The sequence below is a fragment of the Rhizobium sp. SJZ105 genome, from assembly GCF_007828365.1.
In the GTDB taxonomy this organism is placed as follows: domain Bacteria; phylum Pseudomonadota; class Alphaproteobacteria; order Rhizobiales; family Rhizobiaceae; genus Agrobacterium; species Agrobacterium tumefaciens.
Window position 1 is genome coordinate 227200 of sequence record NZ_VIUP01000004.1, and the last position, 14818, is coordinate 242017.

General features: G+C 58.3%; 14 protein-coding genes. 10 read left to right on the plus strand and 4 right to left on the minus strand.

The genetic code is table 11. The features are described 5' to 3' along the window. Window positions 1-31: 31 nt before the first annotated feature. From acnA to FB593_RS15950, 3 genes are all read left to right on the plus strand, one after another. Complete coding sequence (gene acnA / locus FB593_RS15940) at window positions 32-2725, plus strand: aconitate hydratase AcnA (protein WP_003516634.1); 2694 nt, start codon at window positions 32-34, stop codon at window positions 2723-2725. Between the two features lie 195 nt (window positions 2726-2920). After that, window positions 2921-3661: a DUF1223 domain-containing protein gene (locus FB593_RS15945; RefSeq protein ID WP_003516643.1), complete on the plus strand. Its 741-nt coding sequence runs from the start codon at window positions 2921-2923 to the stop codon at window positions 3659-3661. Between the two features lie 397 nt (window positions 3662-4058). Beyond that, window positions 4059-4451 (plus strand): DUF2794 domain-containing protein, encoded by a 393-nt coding sequence (locus FB593_RS15950; RefSeq protein WP_003516645.1) that lies wholly within the window; start codon window positions 4059-4061, stop codon window positions 4449-4451. A gap of 135 nt (window positions 4452-4586) precedes the next feature. Here the strand turns inward: FB593_RS15950 and FB593_RS15955 are convergent, their stop codons facing one another. From FB593_RS15955 to FB593_RS15965, 3 genes are all read right to left on the minus strand, one after another. Continuing rightward, complete coding sequence (locus tag FB593_RS15955) at window positions 4587-5324, minus strand: Bax inhibitor-1 family protein (protein ID WP_013636912.1); 738 nt, start codon at window positions 5322-5324, stop codon at window positions 4587-4589. Window positions 5325-5542: 218 nt separating this feature from the next. Continuing rightward, a complete protein-coding gene (locus FB593_RS15960) occupies window positions 5543-8104 on the minus strand; it encodes an ABC transporter permease (RefSeq protein ID WP_013636911.1) in 2562 nt (853 codons plus the stop codon). Next, window positions 8101-8811, minus strand: coding sequence for an ABC transporter ATP-binding protein (locus tag FB593_RS15965; protein ID WP_112496288.1), 711 nt, complete (start codon window positions 8809-8811; stop codon window positions 8101-8103). Before FB593_RS15965 ends, FB593_RS15960 begins: the two co-directional genes overlap by 4 nt. A 90-nt stretch (window positions 8812-8901) precedes the next feature. Here FB593_RS15965 and FB593_RS15970 point away from each other — a divergent pair, with 90 nt between their 5' ends. Both FB593_RS15970 and thpR read left to right on the plus strand, forming a co-directional pair. After that, complete coding sequence (locus FB593_RS15970) at window positions 8902-9552, plus strand: arylesterase (protein ID WP_145166742.1); 651 nt, start codon at window positions 8902-8904, stop codon at window positions 9550-9552. 68 nt (window positions 9553-9620) lie between these two features. Continuing rightward, window positions 9621-10214 (plus strand): RNA 2',3'-cyclic phosphodiesterase, encoded by a 594-nt coding sequence (gene thpR / locus FB593_RS15975; RefSeq protein WP_003516655.1) that lies wholly within the window; start codon window positions 9621-9623, stop codon window positions 10212-10214. Here the strand turns inward: thpR and FB593_RS15980 are convergent. Beyond that, window positions 10148-10627 (minus strand): low molecular weight protein-tyrosine-phosphatase, encoded by a 480-nt coding sequence (locus FB593_RS15980; protein WP_145166743.1) that lies wholly within the window; start codon window positions 10625-10627, stop codon window positions 10148-10150. The genes thpR and FB593_RS15980 overlap by 67 nt on opposite strands. An 80-nt stretch (window positions 10628-10707) precedes the next feature. Here FB593_RS15980 and FB593_RS15985 point away from each other — a divergent pair, with 80 nt between their 5' ends. The 5 genes from FB593_RS15985 (at window position 10708) to FB593_RS16005 (ending at window position 14748) form a co-directional block, all read left to right on the plus strand. Further along, window positions 10708-11013 (plus strand): 4a-hydroxytetrahydrobiopterin dehydratase, encoded by a 306-nt coding sequence (locus FB593_RS15985; RefSeq protein ID WP_013636908.1) that lies wholly within the window; start codon window positions 10708-10710, stop codon window positions 11011-11013. Window positions 11014-11064: 51 nt separating this feature from the next. Beyond that, window positions 11065-11445: a YkvA family protein gene (locus FB593_RS15990; RefSeq protein ID WP_013636907.1), complete on the plus strand. Its 381-nt coding sequence runs from the start codon at window positions 11065-11067 to the stop codon at window positions 11443-11445. Window positions 11446-11743: 298 nt separating this feature from the next. Beyond that, entirely contained in the window at window positions 11744-12247 is a 504-nt protein-coding gene (locus tag FB593_RS15995) for an invasion associated locus B family protein (RefSeq protein WP_003516662.1), read from the plus strand. A gap of 266 nt (window positions 12248-12513) precedes the next feature. After that, window positions 12514-13686 carry a 23S rRNA (adenine(2503)-C(2))-methyltransferase RlmN gene (rlmN, locus tag FB593_RS16000; RefSeq protein ID WP_075807724.1) on the plus strand — a complete coding sequence of 391 codons (1173 nt, stop codon included), beginning with the start codon at window positions 12514-12516 and terminating at the stop codon, window positions 13684-13686. Window positions 13687-13794: 108 nt separating this feature from the next. Further along, window positions 13795-14748, plus strand: coding sequence for an ABC transporter substrate-binding protein (locus tag FB593_RS16005; RefSeq protein WP_003516666.1), 954 nt, complete (start codon window positions 13795-13797; stop codon window positions 14746-14748). Window positions 14749-14818: the final 70 nt, after the last annotated feature.

The following is a 14818-nucleotide window of genomic DNA, read 5'->3' on the forward strand; positions in this document are numbered from 1 at the left end:
TGGCTATCAGAGTAAGCGGGGTTTTTTATCCATGCCCAAATCACTCGACAGTTTTCATTGTCGTTCCGTCCTTACCGTTGATGGTAAGGACTACGTCTATTTCAGCCTTCCCAAGGCTGAGGCAAACGGCCTGAAGGGCGTTTCCAAGCTCCCCTATTCCATGAAAGTTCTTCTGGAAAACCTGCTTCGTTTCGAGGACGGCCAGTCCGTCACCAAGGAGCATATTCTGGCCGTTGCAGAGTGGCTGAACAATAAGGGCCTGACCGAAAACGAAATCGCTTATCGTCCCGCCCGCGTTCTCATGCAGGACTTCACCGGCGTTCCGGCTGTGGTCGATCTCGCCGCTATGCGCGATGCCATGGTGTCGCTCGGTGGCGACCCGGAAAAGATCAATCCGCTCGTTCCCGTCGACCTCGTGATCGACCACTCTGTTATCGTTGACGAATTCGGCACGCCGACTGCGTTTGCCCGAAACGTCGAGCTTGAATATGAGCGCAATGGCGAGCGTTACCGCTTCCTGAAGTGGGGCCAGCAGGCATTCAAGAACTTCCGCGTGGTTCCGCCCGGTACCGGCATCTGTCACCAGGTAAACCTCGAATATCTCGGCCAGACCGTCTGGACCAAGGAAGAGGACGGCGAAACGATCGCTTACCCGGATACCTGCGTCGGCACCGACAGCCACACCACCATGATCAATGGTCTTGGCGTTCTCGGCTGGGGCGTTGGCGGTATCGAGGCTGAAGCAGCGATGCTCGGCCAGCCTGTCTCCATGCTCCTGCCTGAGGTCATCGGCTTCAAGCTGACCGGCAAGGTGAAGGAAGGCGTGACTGCGACCGACCTCGTGCTGACCGTCGTGCAGATGCTGCGCAAGAAGGGCGTGGTTTCCAAATTCGTCGAATTCTTCGGCCCCGGCCTCGATTCGATGACGCTGGCCGACCGTGCCACCATCGGCAATATGGGTCCGGAATATGGCGCTACCTGCGGCTTCTTCCCGGTTGACGGCGAGACCATCAACTATCTGACCATGTCCGGTCGCACCAAGGACCGTATCGCGCTTGTCGAAGCCTATTCGAAGGCGCAGGACATGTGGCGGACCGGCGACGGTTCCGACCTCGTCTTCACCGACACCCTTGAACTCGACCTCGGCGACGTCGTGCCATCCATGGCCGGTCCGAAGCGTCCGGAAGGCCGTCTGCCGCTCGAAACCATTGCACCGAATTTCGCGACGGCTCTCGAGAACGACTACAAGAAGCCCGGTCAGCTCCACAGCCGCTATGCGGTTGAGGGCGAGGAGTTCGATCTCGGCCATGGCGATGTGGCGATTGCTGCCATCACCTCCTGCACCAACACGTCTAACCCCTCCGTTCTCATCGCTGCCGGCCTTCTCGCCCGCAACGCGGTTGCCAAGGGTCTGAAGTCCCAGCCGTGGGTGAAGACCTCGCTGGCGCCGGGGTCGCAGGTCGTTGCCGAATATCTCGACAAGTCGGGTCTGCAGAAGGATCTCGATGCGATTGGCTTCAACCTCGTCGGTTTCGGCTGCACCACCTGCATCGGCAACTCCGGCCCGCTGCCCGCACCGATCTCCAAGACGATCAACGACAAGGGCCTGATCACGGCCGGCGTTCTTTCCGGCAACCGCAACTTCGAAGGTCGTATCTCGCCCGATGTTCAGGCGAACTATCTGGCCTCGCCGCCGCTCGTCGTGGCCTACGCGCTTGCCGGTACGGTCCAGAAGGACCTGACGAAGGAGCCGATCGGCGACGACCAGAACGGCAATCCGGTCTATCTCAAGGATATCTGGCCGACCTCGCAGGAAATCCAGGAATTCATCCTGAAATACGTCACTCGCGAACTTTACGAATCGAAGTACGCTGATGTCTTCAAGGGTGACGCGAACTGGCAGGCCGTTCAGGTTCCCCCGGGCCAGACCTATGCCTGGGACGACAAGTCGACCTATGTTCAGAACCCGCCTTACTTCGTGGGCATGGGTAAGACCGGTACAGGCCTTACGAACATCAAGGGCGCCCGCGTTCTCGGTCTCTTCGGCGACAAGATCACAACCGACCACATTTCCCCGGCCGGTTCGATCAAGGCTGCTTCGCCCGCCGGCGCCTATCTGACGGAGCACGGCGTGGGCGTTGCCGACTTCAACCAGTACGGTACGCGTCGCGGCAACCATGAAGTCATGATGCGCGGCACCTTCGCCAATATCCGCATCCGCAACCACATGCTAGGCCCGAACGGCAAGGAAGGTGGCTACACCATCCACTATCCGTCGAAGGAAGAGATGTCGATCTACGACGCTGCCATGAAGTACAAGGCGGAGGGCGTTCCGCTCGTCATCTTCGCCGGTGTCGAATATGGCAACGGGTCTTCCCGCGACTGGGCGGCGAAGGGCACCAACCTGCTCGGCGTCAAGGCGGTCATCGCACAGTCCTTCGAGCGTATCCACCGCTCCAATCTCGTCGGCATGGGCGTCGTTCCGTTCGTCTTCGAGGAAGGCACGACCTGGGCAAGCCTTGATCTCAAGGGTGATGAAGTCGTCGAGATCGATGGTCTCGAAGGTGAAATCAAGCCGCGTGAAAAGAAGATCGCCAAGATCACCTACAGCGACGGTTCGGTGAAGGAAGTTCCGCTTCTATGCCGCATCGATACGCTGGATGAAGTGATCTACATGAACAATGGCGGCATTCTGCAGACGGTTCTTCGCGATCTGGTTGCCTGACAAAGCTCAGACCAACAAAGGACGCCGGGATTTTTCCCGGCGTCTTTGCGTTTCATCATCTCTTTTTTTGTGATTGCCACTCACCCCTTCGTGACTTTCTATTGAAGTGGAATAGACGCTATTTTCCGGTTTGCATCCGGTTGGGTTGATCGCATCAATTCGTCTGGATATCTGCTCCGGACAAAGGTTCTTGTAATGCCGCTGAAATTGCCCCTGTCGATATGTCTTCTCGGCACGTTCCTCGTCACATCCGCGCATGCGCAGGAGGCTGTGAAGGGCGTTGTCGAGTTGTTTACATCGCAGGGATGCGCGTCCTGCCCGCCGGCGGACGAAGCGTTGCGCAAGATGATCCAGAAGGGTGATGTGGTCGGCCTCTCCTACCATGTCGACTACTGGAATTATCTTGGCTGGACAGATTCCCTGGCATCGAAGGAAAATACAGAGCGGCAATATGGCTACATGCGCGCTCTCGGCCGCAACGGTGTCTATACGCCGCAGGCCATCCTGAACGGTCGCGACCACGTCAAGGGTGCGGATGTCCGCGGGATTTACGACAGGCTGGATGCTTTCAAGCGCGAGGGCCAGGGGCTGAACGTGCCGGTCGCATCTAAATTTGCCGGTGATGAGGTGGAGATCGATATTGGCGCCGGTAGCGGCAAGGCCGATGTCGTGGTCGCCTATTTCACGCGCGAACAGACGGTGGATGTGCAGAAAGGCGAAAACCAGGGGAAGAAAATGTCCTACTGGCACAGCGTCTATGACGTGCAGACCGTCGGCATGTGGGATGGTTCACCGATGACGGTGAAGCTTCCGGCAAGCGTGGTGGCAAAGGTGAAAAAGGGCGGCTGCGCCGTGCTGTTGCAAACAGCAAATGCCAGCGGCGATCCGGCGGCAATCGTCGGTGCAAGTATTTTACTGGGGAATGAAACACCCTGATCGCCTGTCTGGCGATGGAAGATCCGATCCGGGCATTGGGGGCTGGGGGTAAAGGGTCAATGCACCGGATCGGGTCATCTTGGTGCCTAGGCATCAATTGACAATAGGACTATTCCATTCAATTCGGGCCATGGTTTGACCGAAATACGGCAGGCCATGCTAAAATGGCTGCCTAAATGGTTACCTTTTTTACCCCTGCTTTTTTCTAAGGCAGCGTCCTTATGGGCATCGGAGGGCGTCTTTCTGCGTCCCAGACGCCGGGTTTCGCTGCCGTCCTAACACCGTAAAACCCTCCTCCAAAGTTGCGATCTCATGTTCAATGGCTGTTCGAGACTTGCAATTTTGTCTTCTCCGGCTCACATTAATCGGACGACTTGGGTGGAATCGGAGGTATTGGATGACCGATCAACCGGATGTGCAGCAGGTTCAGACCGCTTCACGCGACAGTTCCACCGTTGTCGATCTCCGCGAGTACAAAAAAGACAAAGACCCTCTGCCAATTACATTCCACCGGCGTGAGCTGGATGCGATCCTGCGCATCTATGGCCGCATGGTGGGAGAGGGCGAGTGGCGTGACTATGCCATCGACCACTTGAGGGAAAAGGCGGTATTTTCAGTGTTTAAACGCTCGGGTGAAATGCCGCTCTACAGGATCGAGAAGAACCCCAAGCTGGCGGCGAAACAGGGGGCCTATTGCGTTGTGAATACGGATGGCCGCATTCTCAAACGTGGCCACGAGCTGCCGCAGGTTCTCAAGGTTTTCGACAAGGTCCTGAAGCTCATCGAGTGAGATGAGACGGGACGAGCTACCCTGCCGCAGCTTCATGCGGGCACGCGGGGAGAGGCGATCAAGTCTCGAATTTCGGAAAATAAAAAGGCGGCCGAATGGCCGCCTTTTGCATGTTTGCCAGTTGGGTTCCTGCCCTTACTTGTCACGGTTGCCCATGAACTGCAGGAGGAACATGAACAGGTTGATGAAGTCGAGATAGAGCGTCAGCGCACCCATGATCGCCTTGCGGCCAGCCACGGCAACTTCGTCGCCATCGAAATACATTTCCTTGATCTTCTGCGTGTCATAGGCGGTGAGGCCAGCGAAGATCAGCACACCAATCGCGGAGATCGCGAACTGCAGCGCGGAAGAGGCGAGGAAAATGTTGACGATGGACGCGATGATCAGGCCGAACAGACCCATGATCAGGAACGAACCCATGCCCGAAAGGTCTTTCTTCGTGGTGTAACCGTAAAGCGAGAGCGCGCCAAACGAGGCAGCGGTCACGAAGAACGTCTGTACGACGCTCTGGCCGGTATAGACCAGGAAGATCGAAGACAGGGACACGCCCATCAGCGCCGCATAGACCCAGAAGGTCATCTGGGCGGCAGAAACGCTCATGTTCTGGATACGGAAGCTAAGAAAGAACACCAGTCCGAGCGGTGCGAGCATCACAACCCAGCGCAACGGCGATGCATAGAGCAACTGGGCGAAAGCCGGATTGGTGGTCGCGAGCGTGAAGGTAGCGAACGCCGCAACACCGGTGATGACCAGAGCCAGTGCCATAAGGTTGTAAACCTTGAGCATGTAGGCACGAAGACCTTCATCGATCATCGCACCAGTCTGTGCACGGGTCTGGGCCATGCGGTTCTGGTAGTTATTGAAGTCAGCCATTGTTTCCTCTTTTGAGCTCCGTAATTGCTACGGTGTCGGGATACCTCCCGGGCGCCGCTGCGGAGCTTCAGCAAGCCTGCCCAAGAATATGATGGCAGAACGTGTCCGATACAAGGCCTTTCACAGTCGAAAAGACACCATATGCGCGAAAAGCGCTCACGTTTCAGCGATCATTACAAAGAATTAATCGTTAAAGTTAAGCAGCGCACAACCGAAGATTATTCACCCGCCTGCCGCAAAACCGGAGCGGCCTTCTGCCCGAGAATTCGCCATGTGCCCATGAGGCCGATGCCTACCGTCATGACGAGGGCGACGACGACCGTGCCGATCGCCACATCCGGCAGGAAGCTGGAGGGCAGCTTCATGATGCGGGAAATGACGAACCAGGCGGAGACGCCGCCGGCGAAAAGCGCAAAAACGGCGGTGGCGAGACCGAGCATCATATATTCATAGGAGAAGGCGCGGATCAGCAGGCTGCGTGTACCGCCCAGTGTTTTCAGGATGACCGCATCATGGGTGCGGGCACGGTTTCCGGCGGCAAGAGCGCCGGCGAGGACGAGGACGGAGGCTATGAGCGCAACGGCCGCTGCGGCGCGAATTGCGGTGGCAAGCTGGCCGACCAGCCGGTTGACCACATCGAGCGCGTCCTTCACGCGTACGCTTGTTATCGTCGGGTAGGCATTGGTAACGGCGCGCAATATCTGGCCCTCCTCGCTTGCGGATGCGGAGGGGTCGGCGAGTGTGGCAAGCCAGGCATGTGGTGCGCCACGGAAGGTATTGGGTGAAAACACCATGACGAAATTGATCGACAGCGATTCCCATTCGACATTGCGCAGATTGGCGATCTTTGCCGTGATGCTGCGGCCGAGCACGTTGACGGTAACGGTGTCGCCGATCTTGAGGCCCAGTTCCTGCGCCTCTTTCGCCGCAAAAGAGACCAGCGGCTCGCCGCTATAATCCGGTCCCCACCATGTTCCTTCGGTCAGCTTGGCGTTTTCGGGAGCATCCTGCGAATAGGTTATGCCCCGATCACCGCGCAGCAGCCAGCGCCCGGATGGCGGCACGTCTATCTTCGTCACGTCCTCGCCATTAAGAGCAAGAATGCGGCCGCGCAGCATCGGCACCTCGGTCAGCGTGCCCTGAGGCGCTTCTTGCCTGAGAAGATCGCGGAAGCCCTGCAACTCGGTGCCCTGAATATCCACGAAGAAGAAATTCGGCGCTCGTTCCGGCAGGCTGTCGGTCAGTTCGCGGCGCAGATTGCCGTCGATAAGCGTCAGGGTCACCAGCAACGTCAGCCCGAGGCCGAGGGAGAGAACGACGGAGGGGGTGAGCGCACCCGGCCGGTGAATATTGCCGATCGCCAGGCGAAGGGCGGCGGAATGAACGCGCGGGCTGCGTTTGGCGATGGCCTTGACGCCTGACGCCACCAGTCGCAGCACCACAAACGCGAAGGCGATGGCAGCAAGGAAAACCGAGGCGATGAAACGTTCTTCTGCCGAAAAAATGGCAAGTATGGCCAGCGCAGCCAACAACAAGCCCGTCACTGCGAGATAAGGCCAGGACGGCCAGCTGCCCTCCTCGAACCCCTGCTCTCGAAAAAGGGCGGTCGCGGGAACTTCGCGCGCCTGGCCGAGTGGTACGATGGCGAAGGCAAGTGTCGTCAAGATGCCGAACAGGGCGGCAAGACCAAGTGCTGCCGGATAGAAGGCAAGCTCTTTCGGCACCGGAAGCACACCCTCCAGAAACCGCATGGCGATCAGCGGGGCGATGGCGCCCACAGCGAGGCCGATGATGATGCCAACGGCGGCAATGAACACGATCTGGAAGAGATAGGTCATGGTGACCACGGAAGCCGGCGCGCCGAGGCATTTCAGCGAGGCGATCGTGGTGCGCTTGGAATCGAGGAACGCGCGAACGGCGTTCGCAACGCCGACGCCGCCAACGATGAGGGCGGTCAGGCCCACCAGCGTCAGGAATTGCGAGAAGCGGTTGACGTTTTCGGTAAGCGATGGCGCTGCCCGGTCACTCGTGCGGATGGACCAGCCGGCATCGGGAAACGTCTTGTTGGCCGCATCGGTCATCTTTGCCCGCGCTGCAGGATCGTTCAGCATGATCTTGTAGGCGTGTTCGACCAGACTTCCGTTCTGAACGAGGCCTGAGGCGAAAAGCGCATCGCGGCTGACCATCAGCCTTGGGGCAAAACCGAAGCCGTCGGACAGGGCATCCGGCTCGTCGACAACCGTGCCGGTCAGTTTCAGCTTCACATTACCGAGAAGGATGTCGTCGCCGACCTTGATGCCCAGCCGCTCCAGGAGAAGCGGCGCGGCCACGGCGCCATAGGTATCGCCGTTCGCAGCCAGAAGCTCGCTCAGAGGCCGGTTTGGATCTGCCACGAACGCGCCATAGAGCGGATAGGCGCCGTCTACGGCCTTGACTTCCGTCAGCGTCTGTTCGGAACCATCTGCAAGGCGCGCCATGGAGCGCAGCCCGGTGGAAACCGCAATTTTGCCGAGGCCATCGAGGTAGGCCCGTTCCTCTGCGGTTGCCTCCCTGTTGCGCAGCTCGAAGCGCACATCGCCAGCCAGTATCGATTGGCCTTCCGTCGCAATCGCGCTGGTGACGGCGCGTGACACGGAGTTGACAGCGGCAATGGCGCCGGTTCCGAGCGCGATGCAGGCGAGGAAAATATAGAAGCCACGAAGGCCGCCGCGAATTTCGCGCCGCGCGAGCCTGAATGCGTTTTTGATGTTGGCAACAGACGGGAGAATGGAGCCGATCATGCCGATACCGCCCGGGCCATATGGGCAGTGGCGCTGTCACCCTCTATCTCGCCGGAGCGCACCTTGATCTGCCTTGAGCAACGGGCGGCCAGTGACGGATCATGGGTGACAAGGATCATCGTCATGCCGCGTTCGGCCTGTTTTGAGAAAAGAAGATCGGCGATCTGCTGGCCCGTATCCGCATCCAGATTGCCGGTCGGTTCGTCTGCGATCAACACGGCGGGGGAGGGTGCAAGCGCGCGGGCGATCGCAACACGCTGCTGTTCGCCACCGGAGAGCTGGCCGGGATAATGGTTGAGGCGTTCGCCGAGACCGACAGCAACGAGTTCCCGTTTGGCGATCTCGAAGGGGTTCGGCACGTTGGCCAGTTCCAGCGGAACGGCTACGTTTTCCAGCGCCGTCATATTGGCGATGAGGTGGAAAGACTGGAAAACGATGCCGATATTCTTGCCGCGGAAATCCGCGAGAACATCCTCGCCGAGCTTATGCAATTCCGTGCCCGCTATGACAATCTCGCCGCTATCCAGCCTTTCGAGACCGGCAAGCACCATCAGAAGGGTCGATTTTCCCGAACCGGAAGGGCCGACGATGCCCACCGCCTCGCTTTCGCCAATGGCAAGATCGATGCTCTTGAGAACGTGAACGGAGGCGGCGGCGTTGCCGAGCGTGAGGTCGGCCTTCTTAAGCTCTATGATGCTTTTCGTCACAATTCTCGTTCCTATATATGATGAAAACAGTCTGGCGGTGTCGATGCGGACGGTATTTCAGACAATGCAAACCAAGTTAGGAAAGCCGTGATGAGATTTAAAGCTGCCCTGTTTCACTTCATCGTCATTTTCACCGCCGCCTTTTCCGCCTCGGCGGCCATGGCGCAGGAGCGGACATTGCAACTGGTTGGCCTGGGCGACAGTCTCATGGCGGGTTACCAGTTACCCCCCACCGATGGCTATACGGCACAGCTTGAAGCTGCATTAAAGGCCAAGGGCATCAATGTTACCGTCACCAATGCCGGTGTGTCCGGCGATACCTCTTCAGGCGGTCTGGCTCGGGCGGAGTGGTCGGTTCCCGATGGCTCGGACGGGGTCATTCTGGAACTCGGCGCCAATGATGCGTTGCGCGGTATTGCGCCGGAACAGACGGAAAAGAACCTCGACGCCATCATTTCCGGCTTTCAGAAACGCAACATAGCGGTGCTGCTGGTCGGCATTATGGCACCGCCGAACATGGGTGACGATTACGCCAAGCGCTTCAATCCGATCTATCCGAAGCTTGCAGAAAAATACAACCTGCCGCTTTATCCGTTTTTTCTGGATGGCGTGGTGACGGATGATAAGTTGAAGCTGGAGGACAAGATGCATCCCAATACGCAGGGTGTGGCGATGATGGTGGAGAAATCTTTGCCGGCTGTTGAAAGCTTCATCAAGACAATCGGTGCGCAAAAAAAATAAGCACTTGCGCCCGCCTGCATTGCATGATTCGCTATGCTTGTTCTGCCAAGAGATTCGGGGAGCTCGCCATGCCGAGACTGTTTATCGCCCTCGAAATTCCGCGCAATGCGGCTATGAGCCTGTCATTGTTGCGCGGTGGTCTGCCGGGAGCCCGGTGGATCGATGTGGAGAATTATCACATAACCCTGCGTTTTATCGGCGATATCGACGGGAGAACCGCCGATGAGGTCGTTGACAGGCTGGACCGGATCGACAGGCCGGAATTCCAGCTCAGTCTTAACGGGATGGGTTCCTTCGGCTCCAAGAAACCGCATTCGATCTGGGCGGGGGTTTCCCCCTCGCCGGAAATGAATGCGCTTCAGGCGGAGGTCGAGAGGATCTGTCAGAGGATCGGCCTGCCGCCGGATCCGCGCAAGTTCATGCCGCATGTGACGCTGGCGCGGTTGCGCTCTTCACGGCTGGACGATGTGGTGCAGTATCTTTCCGGACGCGGCAATTTTCGCACATCCGCCTTCACGGTCGGTCGTTTCGTGCTGATGTCGTCCAAGGAATCGGTGGGTGGCGGACCCTACATCGTGGAAGAGGTGTTCCCGCTTCACGAAGCGCGGTCCAGCGCCATCTTCTCGAGCAACGAGCTGCATCCTGCAAAAAGCATGTTGTAGACGGCCAGAAATCCGTCGTCGCCACCGAAGTAGGGATCGGGGACGTTTTCGTGGCGTCTCGAAGCGTAGTCCAGGAACAGGTGGATTTTGTGCTTCCGGTTTTCGGGCGCCTTTCGGAGCAGTTTCGCGAGATTTCCTCCGTCCATGGCAAGGATGAGATCGAAGGTCTCGAAATCGGCCTGGCTGACCTGCCGTGCACGCTGCAGGGAAATATCGATGCCGTGCTTGCGGGCGATTGCGATGGATCTGCGATCCGGGGCGGTACCGGTGTGCCAACCGCCGGTGCCGGCGGAATCGACAGTGAGTTGGCGAGACAGGCCTCCGGTTTCGGCAAGGTTTGTCAAAATGCCTTCGGCAAGCGGTGAGCGGCAGATATTGCCCATGCAGACAAAAAGAACGGCTGTATGTTTCATTGAATATGCGTCGATCCGGTCGTTGAGGCGTTAATGTTTGTCCGAAACAGCGGATCGCATGTCAAGCGGAGGCAAGATGCATGAAATATCCCAGACTTGAGCCGGAAGCCATCCGGCAGGCGCTTTTAAAACTCGAAGGCTGGTCCTTGCGCGAGGACGGGGCGGCAATCGTCCGGTCGTTCAAGTTTGCGAGTTTTGCGGAGGCTTTTGGTTTCATGGCGGAGTCCGCACTCGTGGCAGAAAAGCTCAATCATCATCCAGAATGGTCCAACGTCTATTCGCGCGTCAGGGTCTGCCTCACCACACACGATTCGCAAGGCGTTACCGAGCGGGATTTCCTGCTCGCGGAGGCCATGCAGAAGGCGGCAACGGGCCGTGGGAATTGAACGGCGGGCTTTAACTCCCATATAATAACCGTGACCGGAGGACCGTCGATCATGGATGATGTGAAAATCGGTGAAATTCTTTTGCCCGGGGAAACGGGCAGCGATGGCGAACGCGAACGCGTCGTGCGCGCCAAATTCTGGCCGAAGCTGAAGCGTGTGATGACCAAGGTGCCCTTCGCGCGCGATGCGGCAGCAGCCTATTACTGCGCGATCGACCGGGATACTCCGCTGCGTGCCAAGGGCATTATTCTGGCCGCGCTTGCCTATTTCATCATGCCGTTTGATGCCATACCGGACATGCTGGCGGTCGTTGGTTTTACCGACGACATCGCGGTCATTACGGCCGCGCTTGCGATGATCCGCGCCCACATCAAGATGGAGCACTACGATGCAGCGGATGCCATGCTGAAACGGCAGCAGGAGGCCGAATAACACGTCTGTGATGACGAGGCTCCTCGGAGCCGGGCAGGTGACAAATTGTTGCCTGAATTTGTGTGTCATAGACATGACGGGGAGGGCGTGCCACGCCTTTCTTCTCAGGGTGCGGGCGTAGCCGATCTGTAACACTTCAAGACGTTTTCGGCATTTTATACGTGTTGTTGACGGTTTGGTAACCGCTTCCTGACCACAATGAGAAAAGACGATCCGCACCTGAACGTGGCCGATCCATAAACATGGAGCCCGCCGCTGCTTCGGGCCAATGGAAGACAATAACCCGGCAGGAAATTCTATGTTTGTAAGAAGTGTAGCAACCGCAGTGGCCATTTTGCTGACCAGCGTCGGCGTAGCATCTGCACAGTCGCCCACGCGCATCCAGCAGTTCAATGCATGGGGCGCCTATTCGTACAAATCGGGCAACAGCACCGTCTGCTACGTTCTTTCCATCCCCACTTCCAAGGAACCGGCGAGCGTCGATCACGGCGATATCTTCTTCATCGTGTCGCAGCGTCCGGGCCAGAATATTTCCTACGAGCCGCAGGCCATGGTGGGTTATCCGCTGAAGCAGGGCTCCAAGGTCAATGTCACGATCGACAACAAGAACTTCGTGATGTTCACCAAGGACAAGGCTGCCTGGGTTGAAAATGCTGCCGAAGAACCCGCTCTCGTTGCCGCTATGAAGGGCGGCAAGTCGATGACGGTGAAGGCGGTGTCCGGCCGCGGCACTGCGACTTCCTATTCCTATTCGCTTTCTGGCATTTCGGCTGCTTTCAAGCAGATCGAAAGCTGCAAGTAATCCTGACGCTTCGTCAGCTTTGTGATTGGCCGGTCATCGACCGGCCATTTGCGTTTTTGCTTGTTTGATGCTAAAGGCGCGGCAACATTGACAGGCGGATGCGCGAAAAGTGCTCCGCCTTTGATTTTCTCGACATGCAGACGATTTTCCGCCTTTCCTAAAGGCCGGTCGTGCGATGCATTGGATGATGGGATAGCGTGATGTCCGTATTGCATGCCCCTGCCGGTCTGGCAGTCAAAACTCCCCTGATCGCCAATAGCGATCTCATGTCCGGCAAGCCGTCGCTGATCGGCATGACGCGGGAGGAAATGGGCGAGGCGCTGGCCGAGATCGGCGTGCCGCAGAAGCAGGTGAAGATGCGTGTCAGCCAGTTGTGGAACTGGCTGTATGTGCGCGGCGTCTCGGATTTCGACAACATGACCAATGTTGCCAAGGAACTCAGGGAAAAGCTAAAAGCAGCCTTCACCATTGCCCGCCCGGAAATCGTCGAGGAGCAGATTTCCAACGACGGCACCCGCAAATGGCTGATGCGTTTTCCGCCGCGCGGTGCGGGACGTCCTGTCGAGATCGAGACGGTCTATATTCCCGAAGAAGGACGCGGCACGCTTTGCATTTCGAGCCAGGTGGGCTGTTCGCTGACGTGTTCCTTCTGTCACACCGGCACGCAGCGTCTGGTGCGGAACCTGACGGCCGAGGAAATTCTCTCCCAGCTTCTGCTCGCCCGCGACCGGCTCGGCGATTTTCCTGACGGTTCGACGCCGGTCGGCGCCTATGTGCCGAGCGAAGGCCGCAAGGTCTCCAACATCGTGATGATGGGCATGGGCGAACCGCTCTACAATTTCGAGCATGTGAAGACCGCACTTCTGATCGCCACCGATGGTGACGGCCTGTCGCTCTCCAAGCGTCGCGTGACCCTTTCCACCTCGGGCGTCGTGCCGGAAATCTTCCGCACGGGCGATGAGATCGGCGTCATGCTGGCGATTTCACTGCATGCGGTGCGCGACGATCTGCGCGACATGCTGGTGCCGATCAACAAGAAGTACCCGCTGAAGGAGCTGATCGAGGCTTGCCGCAATTATCCGGGTGTCTCCAACGCCCGCCGCATTACCTTCGAATATGTGATGCTGAAGGATGTGAACGACAGTCTGGAAGACGCCAAGATGCTGGTGCAGCTTCTGAGGGGCGTTCCAGCCAAGATCAATCTCATTCCTTTCAATCCGTGGCCAGGCACGAATTACCAGTGCTCCGAATGGGCGCAGATCGAGAAGTTCGCGGATTTCATCAATCAGGCGGGTTACGCTTCGCCGATCCGCACGCCGCGCGGCCGCGATATTCTCGCTGCCTGCGGCCAGCTGAAATCGGAATCCGAGCGCATGCGCAAAACCGAAAGGCTGGCTTTCGAGGCGATGATGATTGCCAACCACGGTGCGGACGACTGAATCGACGCCAATCGCGGCAGAAAGCTTGGTTCGTTACGGTTCTTTGATTGATTTCGGGCGGTCTTGTTTCTAATAAGACGGCAATAAGAAACCAACTGGAGGATACCTATGCGTGCATTCATTCTGGCGCTCGCAGCCGCGAGCGCCCTCGTTCTGCCGGCCAAGGCTGAAAACGTCACCGTTGCCGTCACCGCCATTGTCGAACATCCGGCGCTTGACGCCGCACGTGACGGCGTCAAGGCGGCGCTTGCCGAAGCCGGTTACAAGGAAGGCGAGAACCTCAAGTTCCTCTACGAGTCCGCGCAGGGCAATCCAGGCACCGCAGCGCAGATTGCGCGTCAGTTCGTGGGCGAAGCCCCCAATGTCATCGTGCCGATCTCCACACCGTCCGCTCAAGCTGTCGTTGCGGCGACGCGCGACATTCCGGTTGTCTTCACGGCTGTTTCCGATCCGGTTGGCGCACAGCTCGTCAAGGACATGCAAAAGCCCGGCCGCAACGTGACCGGACTTTCCGACATGCTGCCGGTTGCCGAGCATCTGGCGCTGATCAAGGAAATTTCACCCAACGCCAAGTCCATCGGCTTTATCTACAACTCCGCCGAGGCCAACTCCGTCTCGACGCTTGCAGCGCTGAAGGCTGAGGCCGAAAAGGCCGGCCTGAAGGTCGTTGAATCTGTCGCCACAAAATCCGCCGAAGTGCAGGGCGCGACGCGCGCACTGGTCGGCAAGGCCGACGTGATCTACGTGCCGACCGACAATACCATCGTTTCCGCTTTCGAGGCGGCAGCTGGCGTTGCGAGTGAGGCGAAAATTCCGCTTTATGCCGCCGATACGGATTCCGTTGCGCGCGGTGCGGTTGCGGCTCTCGGCTTCAATTATTTCGACGTTGGCAAGCAGACCGGCGCTGTCGTTGTTCGCATTCTTAAGGGTGAGAAGCCCGGCGACATTCCGGCAACCGTTGCCGTCGGCACCGATCTGGTGATCAACAAGAAGGCTGCTGAAAAAGCTGGCGTCACCTTCCCCGAAAGCGTGACGAAGCGCGCCACCAAGGTCATCGACTAAACCGGACTTCGGGCGGCGGTCACTCGCCGCCCGCTTTGCGCGGCACGCAACGGTGCCCGTATCCGCCGAC

Bases quoted from the DNA above. Each gene is read 5' to 3' on its own strand.
- FB593_RS15990 (WP_013636907.1), top strand. From the start codon at position 11,065: ATGGATGATGTGAAAATCGGTGAAATTCTTTTGCCCGGGGAAACGGGC.
- FB593_RS15985 (WP_013636908.1), top strand. From the start codon at position 10,708: ATGAAATATCCCAGACTTGAGCCGGAAGCCATCCGGCAGGCGCTTTTA.
- rlmN (WP_075807724.1), top strand. From the start codon at position 12,514: ATGTCCGGCAAGCCGTCGCTGATCGGCATGACGCGGGAGGAAATGGGC.
- FB593_RS16005 (WP_003516666.1), top strand. From the start codon at position 13,795: ATGCGTGCATTCATTCTGGCGCTCGCAGCCGCGAGCGCCCTCGTTCTG.
- FB593_RS15955 (WP_013636912.1), bottom strand. From the start codon at position 5,324: ATGGCTGACTTCAATAACTACCAGAACCGCATGGCCCAGACCCGTGCA.
- FB593_RS15950 (WP_003516645.1), top strand. From the start codon at position 4,059: ATGACCGATCAACCGGATGTGCAGCAGGTTCAGACCGCTTCACGCGAC.
- FB593_RS15970 (WP_145166742.1), top strand. From the start codon at position 8,902: ATGAGATTTAAAGCTGCCCTGTTTCACTTCATCGTCATTTTCACCGCC.
- FB593_RS15945 (WP_003516643.1), top strand. From the start codon at position 2,921: ATGCCGCTGAAATTGCCCCTGTCGATATGTCTTCTCGGCACGTTCCTC.
- thpR (WP_003516655.1), top strand. From the start codon at position 9,621: ATGCCGAGACTGTTTATCGCCCTCGAAATTCCGCGCAATGCGGCTATG.
- FB593_RS15960 (WP_013636911.1), bottom strand. From the start codon at position 8,104: ATGATCGGCTCCATTCTCCCGTCTGTTGCCAACATCAAAAACGCATTC.
- acnA (WP_003516634.1), top strand. From the start codon at position 32: ATGCCCAAATCACTCGACAGTTTTCATTGTCGTTCCGTCCTTACCGTT.
- FB593_RS15995 (WP_003516662.1), top strand. From the start codon at position 11,744: ATGTTTGTAAGAAGTGTAGCAACCGCAGTGGCCATTTTGCTGACCAGC.
- FB593_RS15980 (WP_145166743.1), bottom strand. From the start codon at position 10,627: ATGAAACATACAGCCGTTCTTTTTGTCTGCATGGGCAATATCTGCCGC.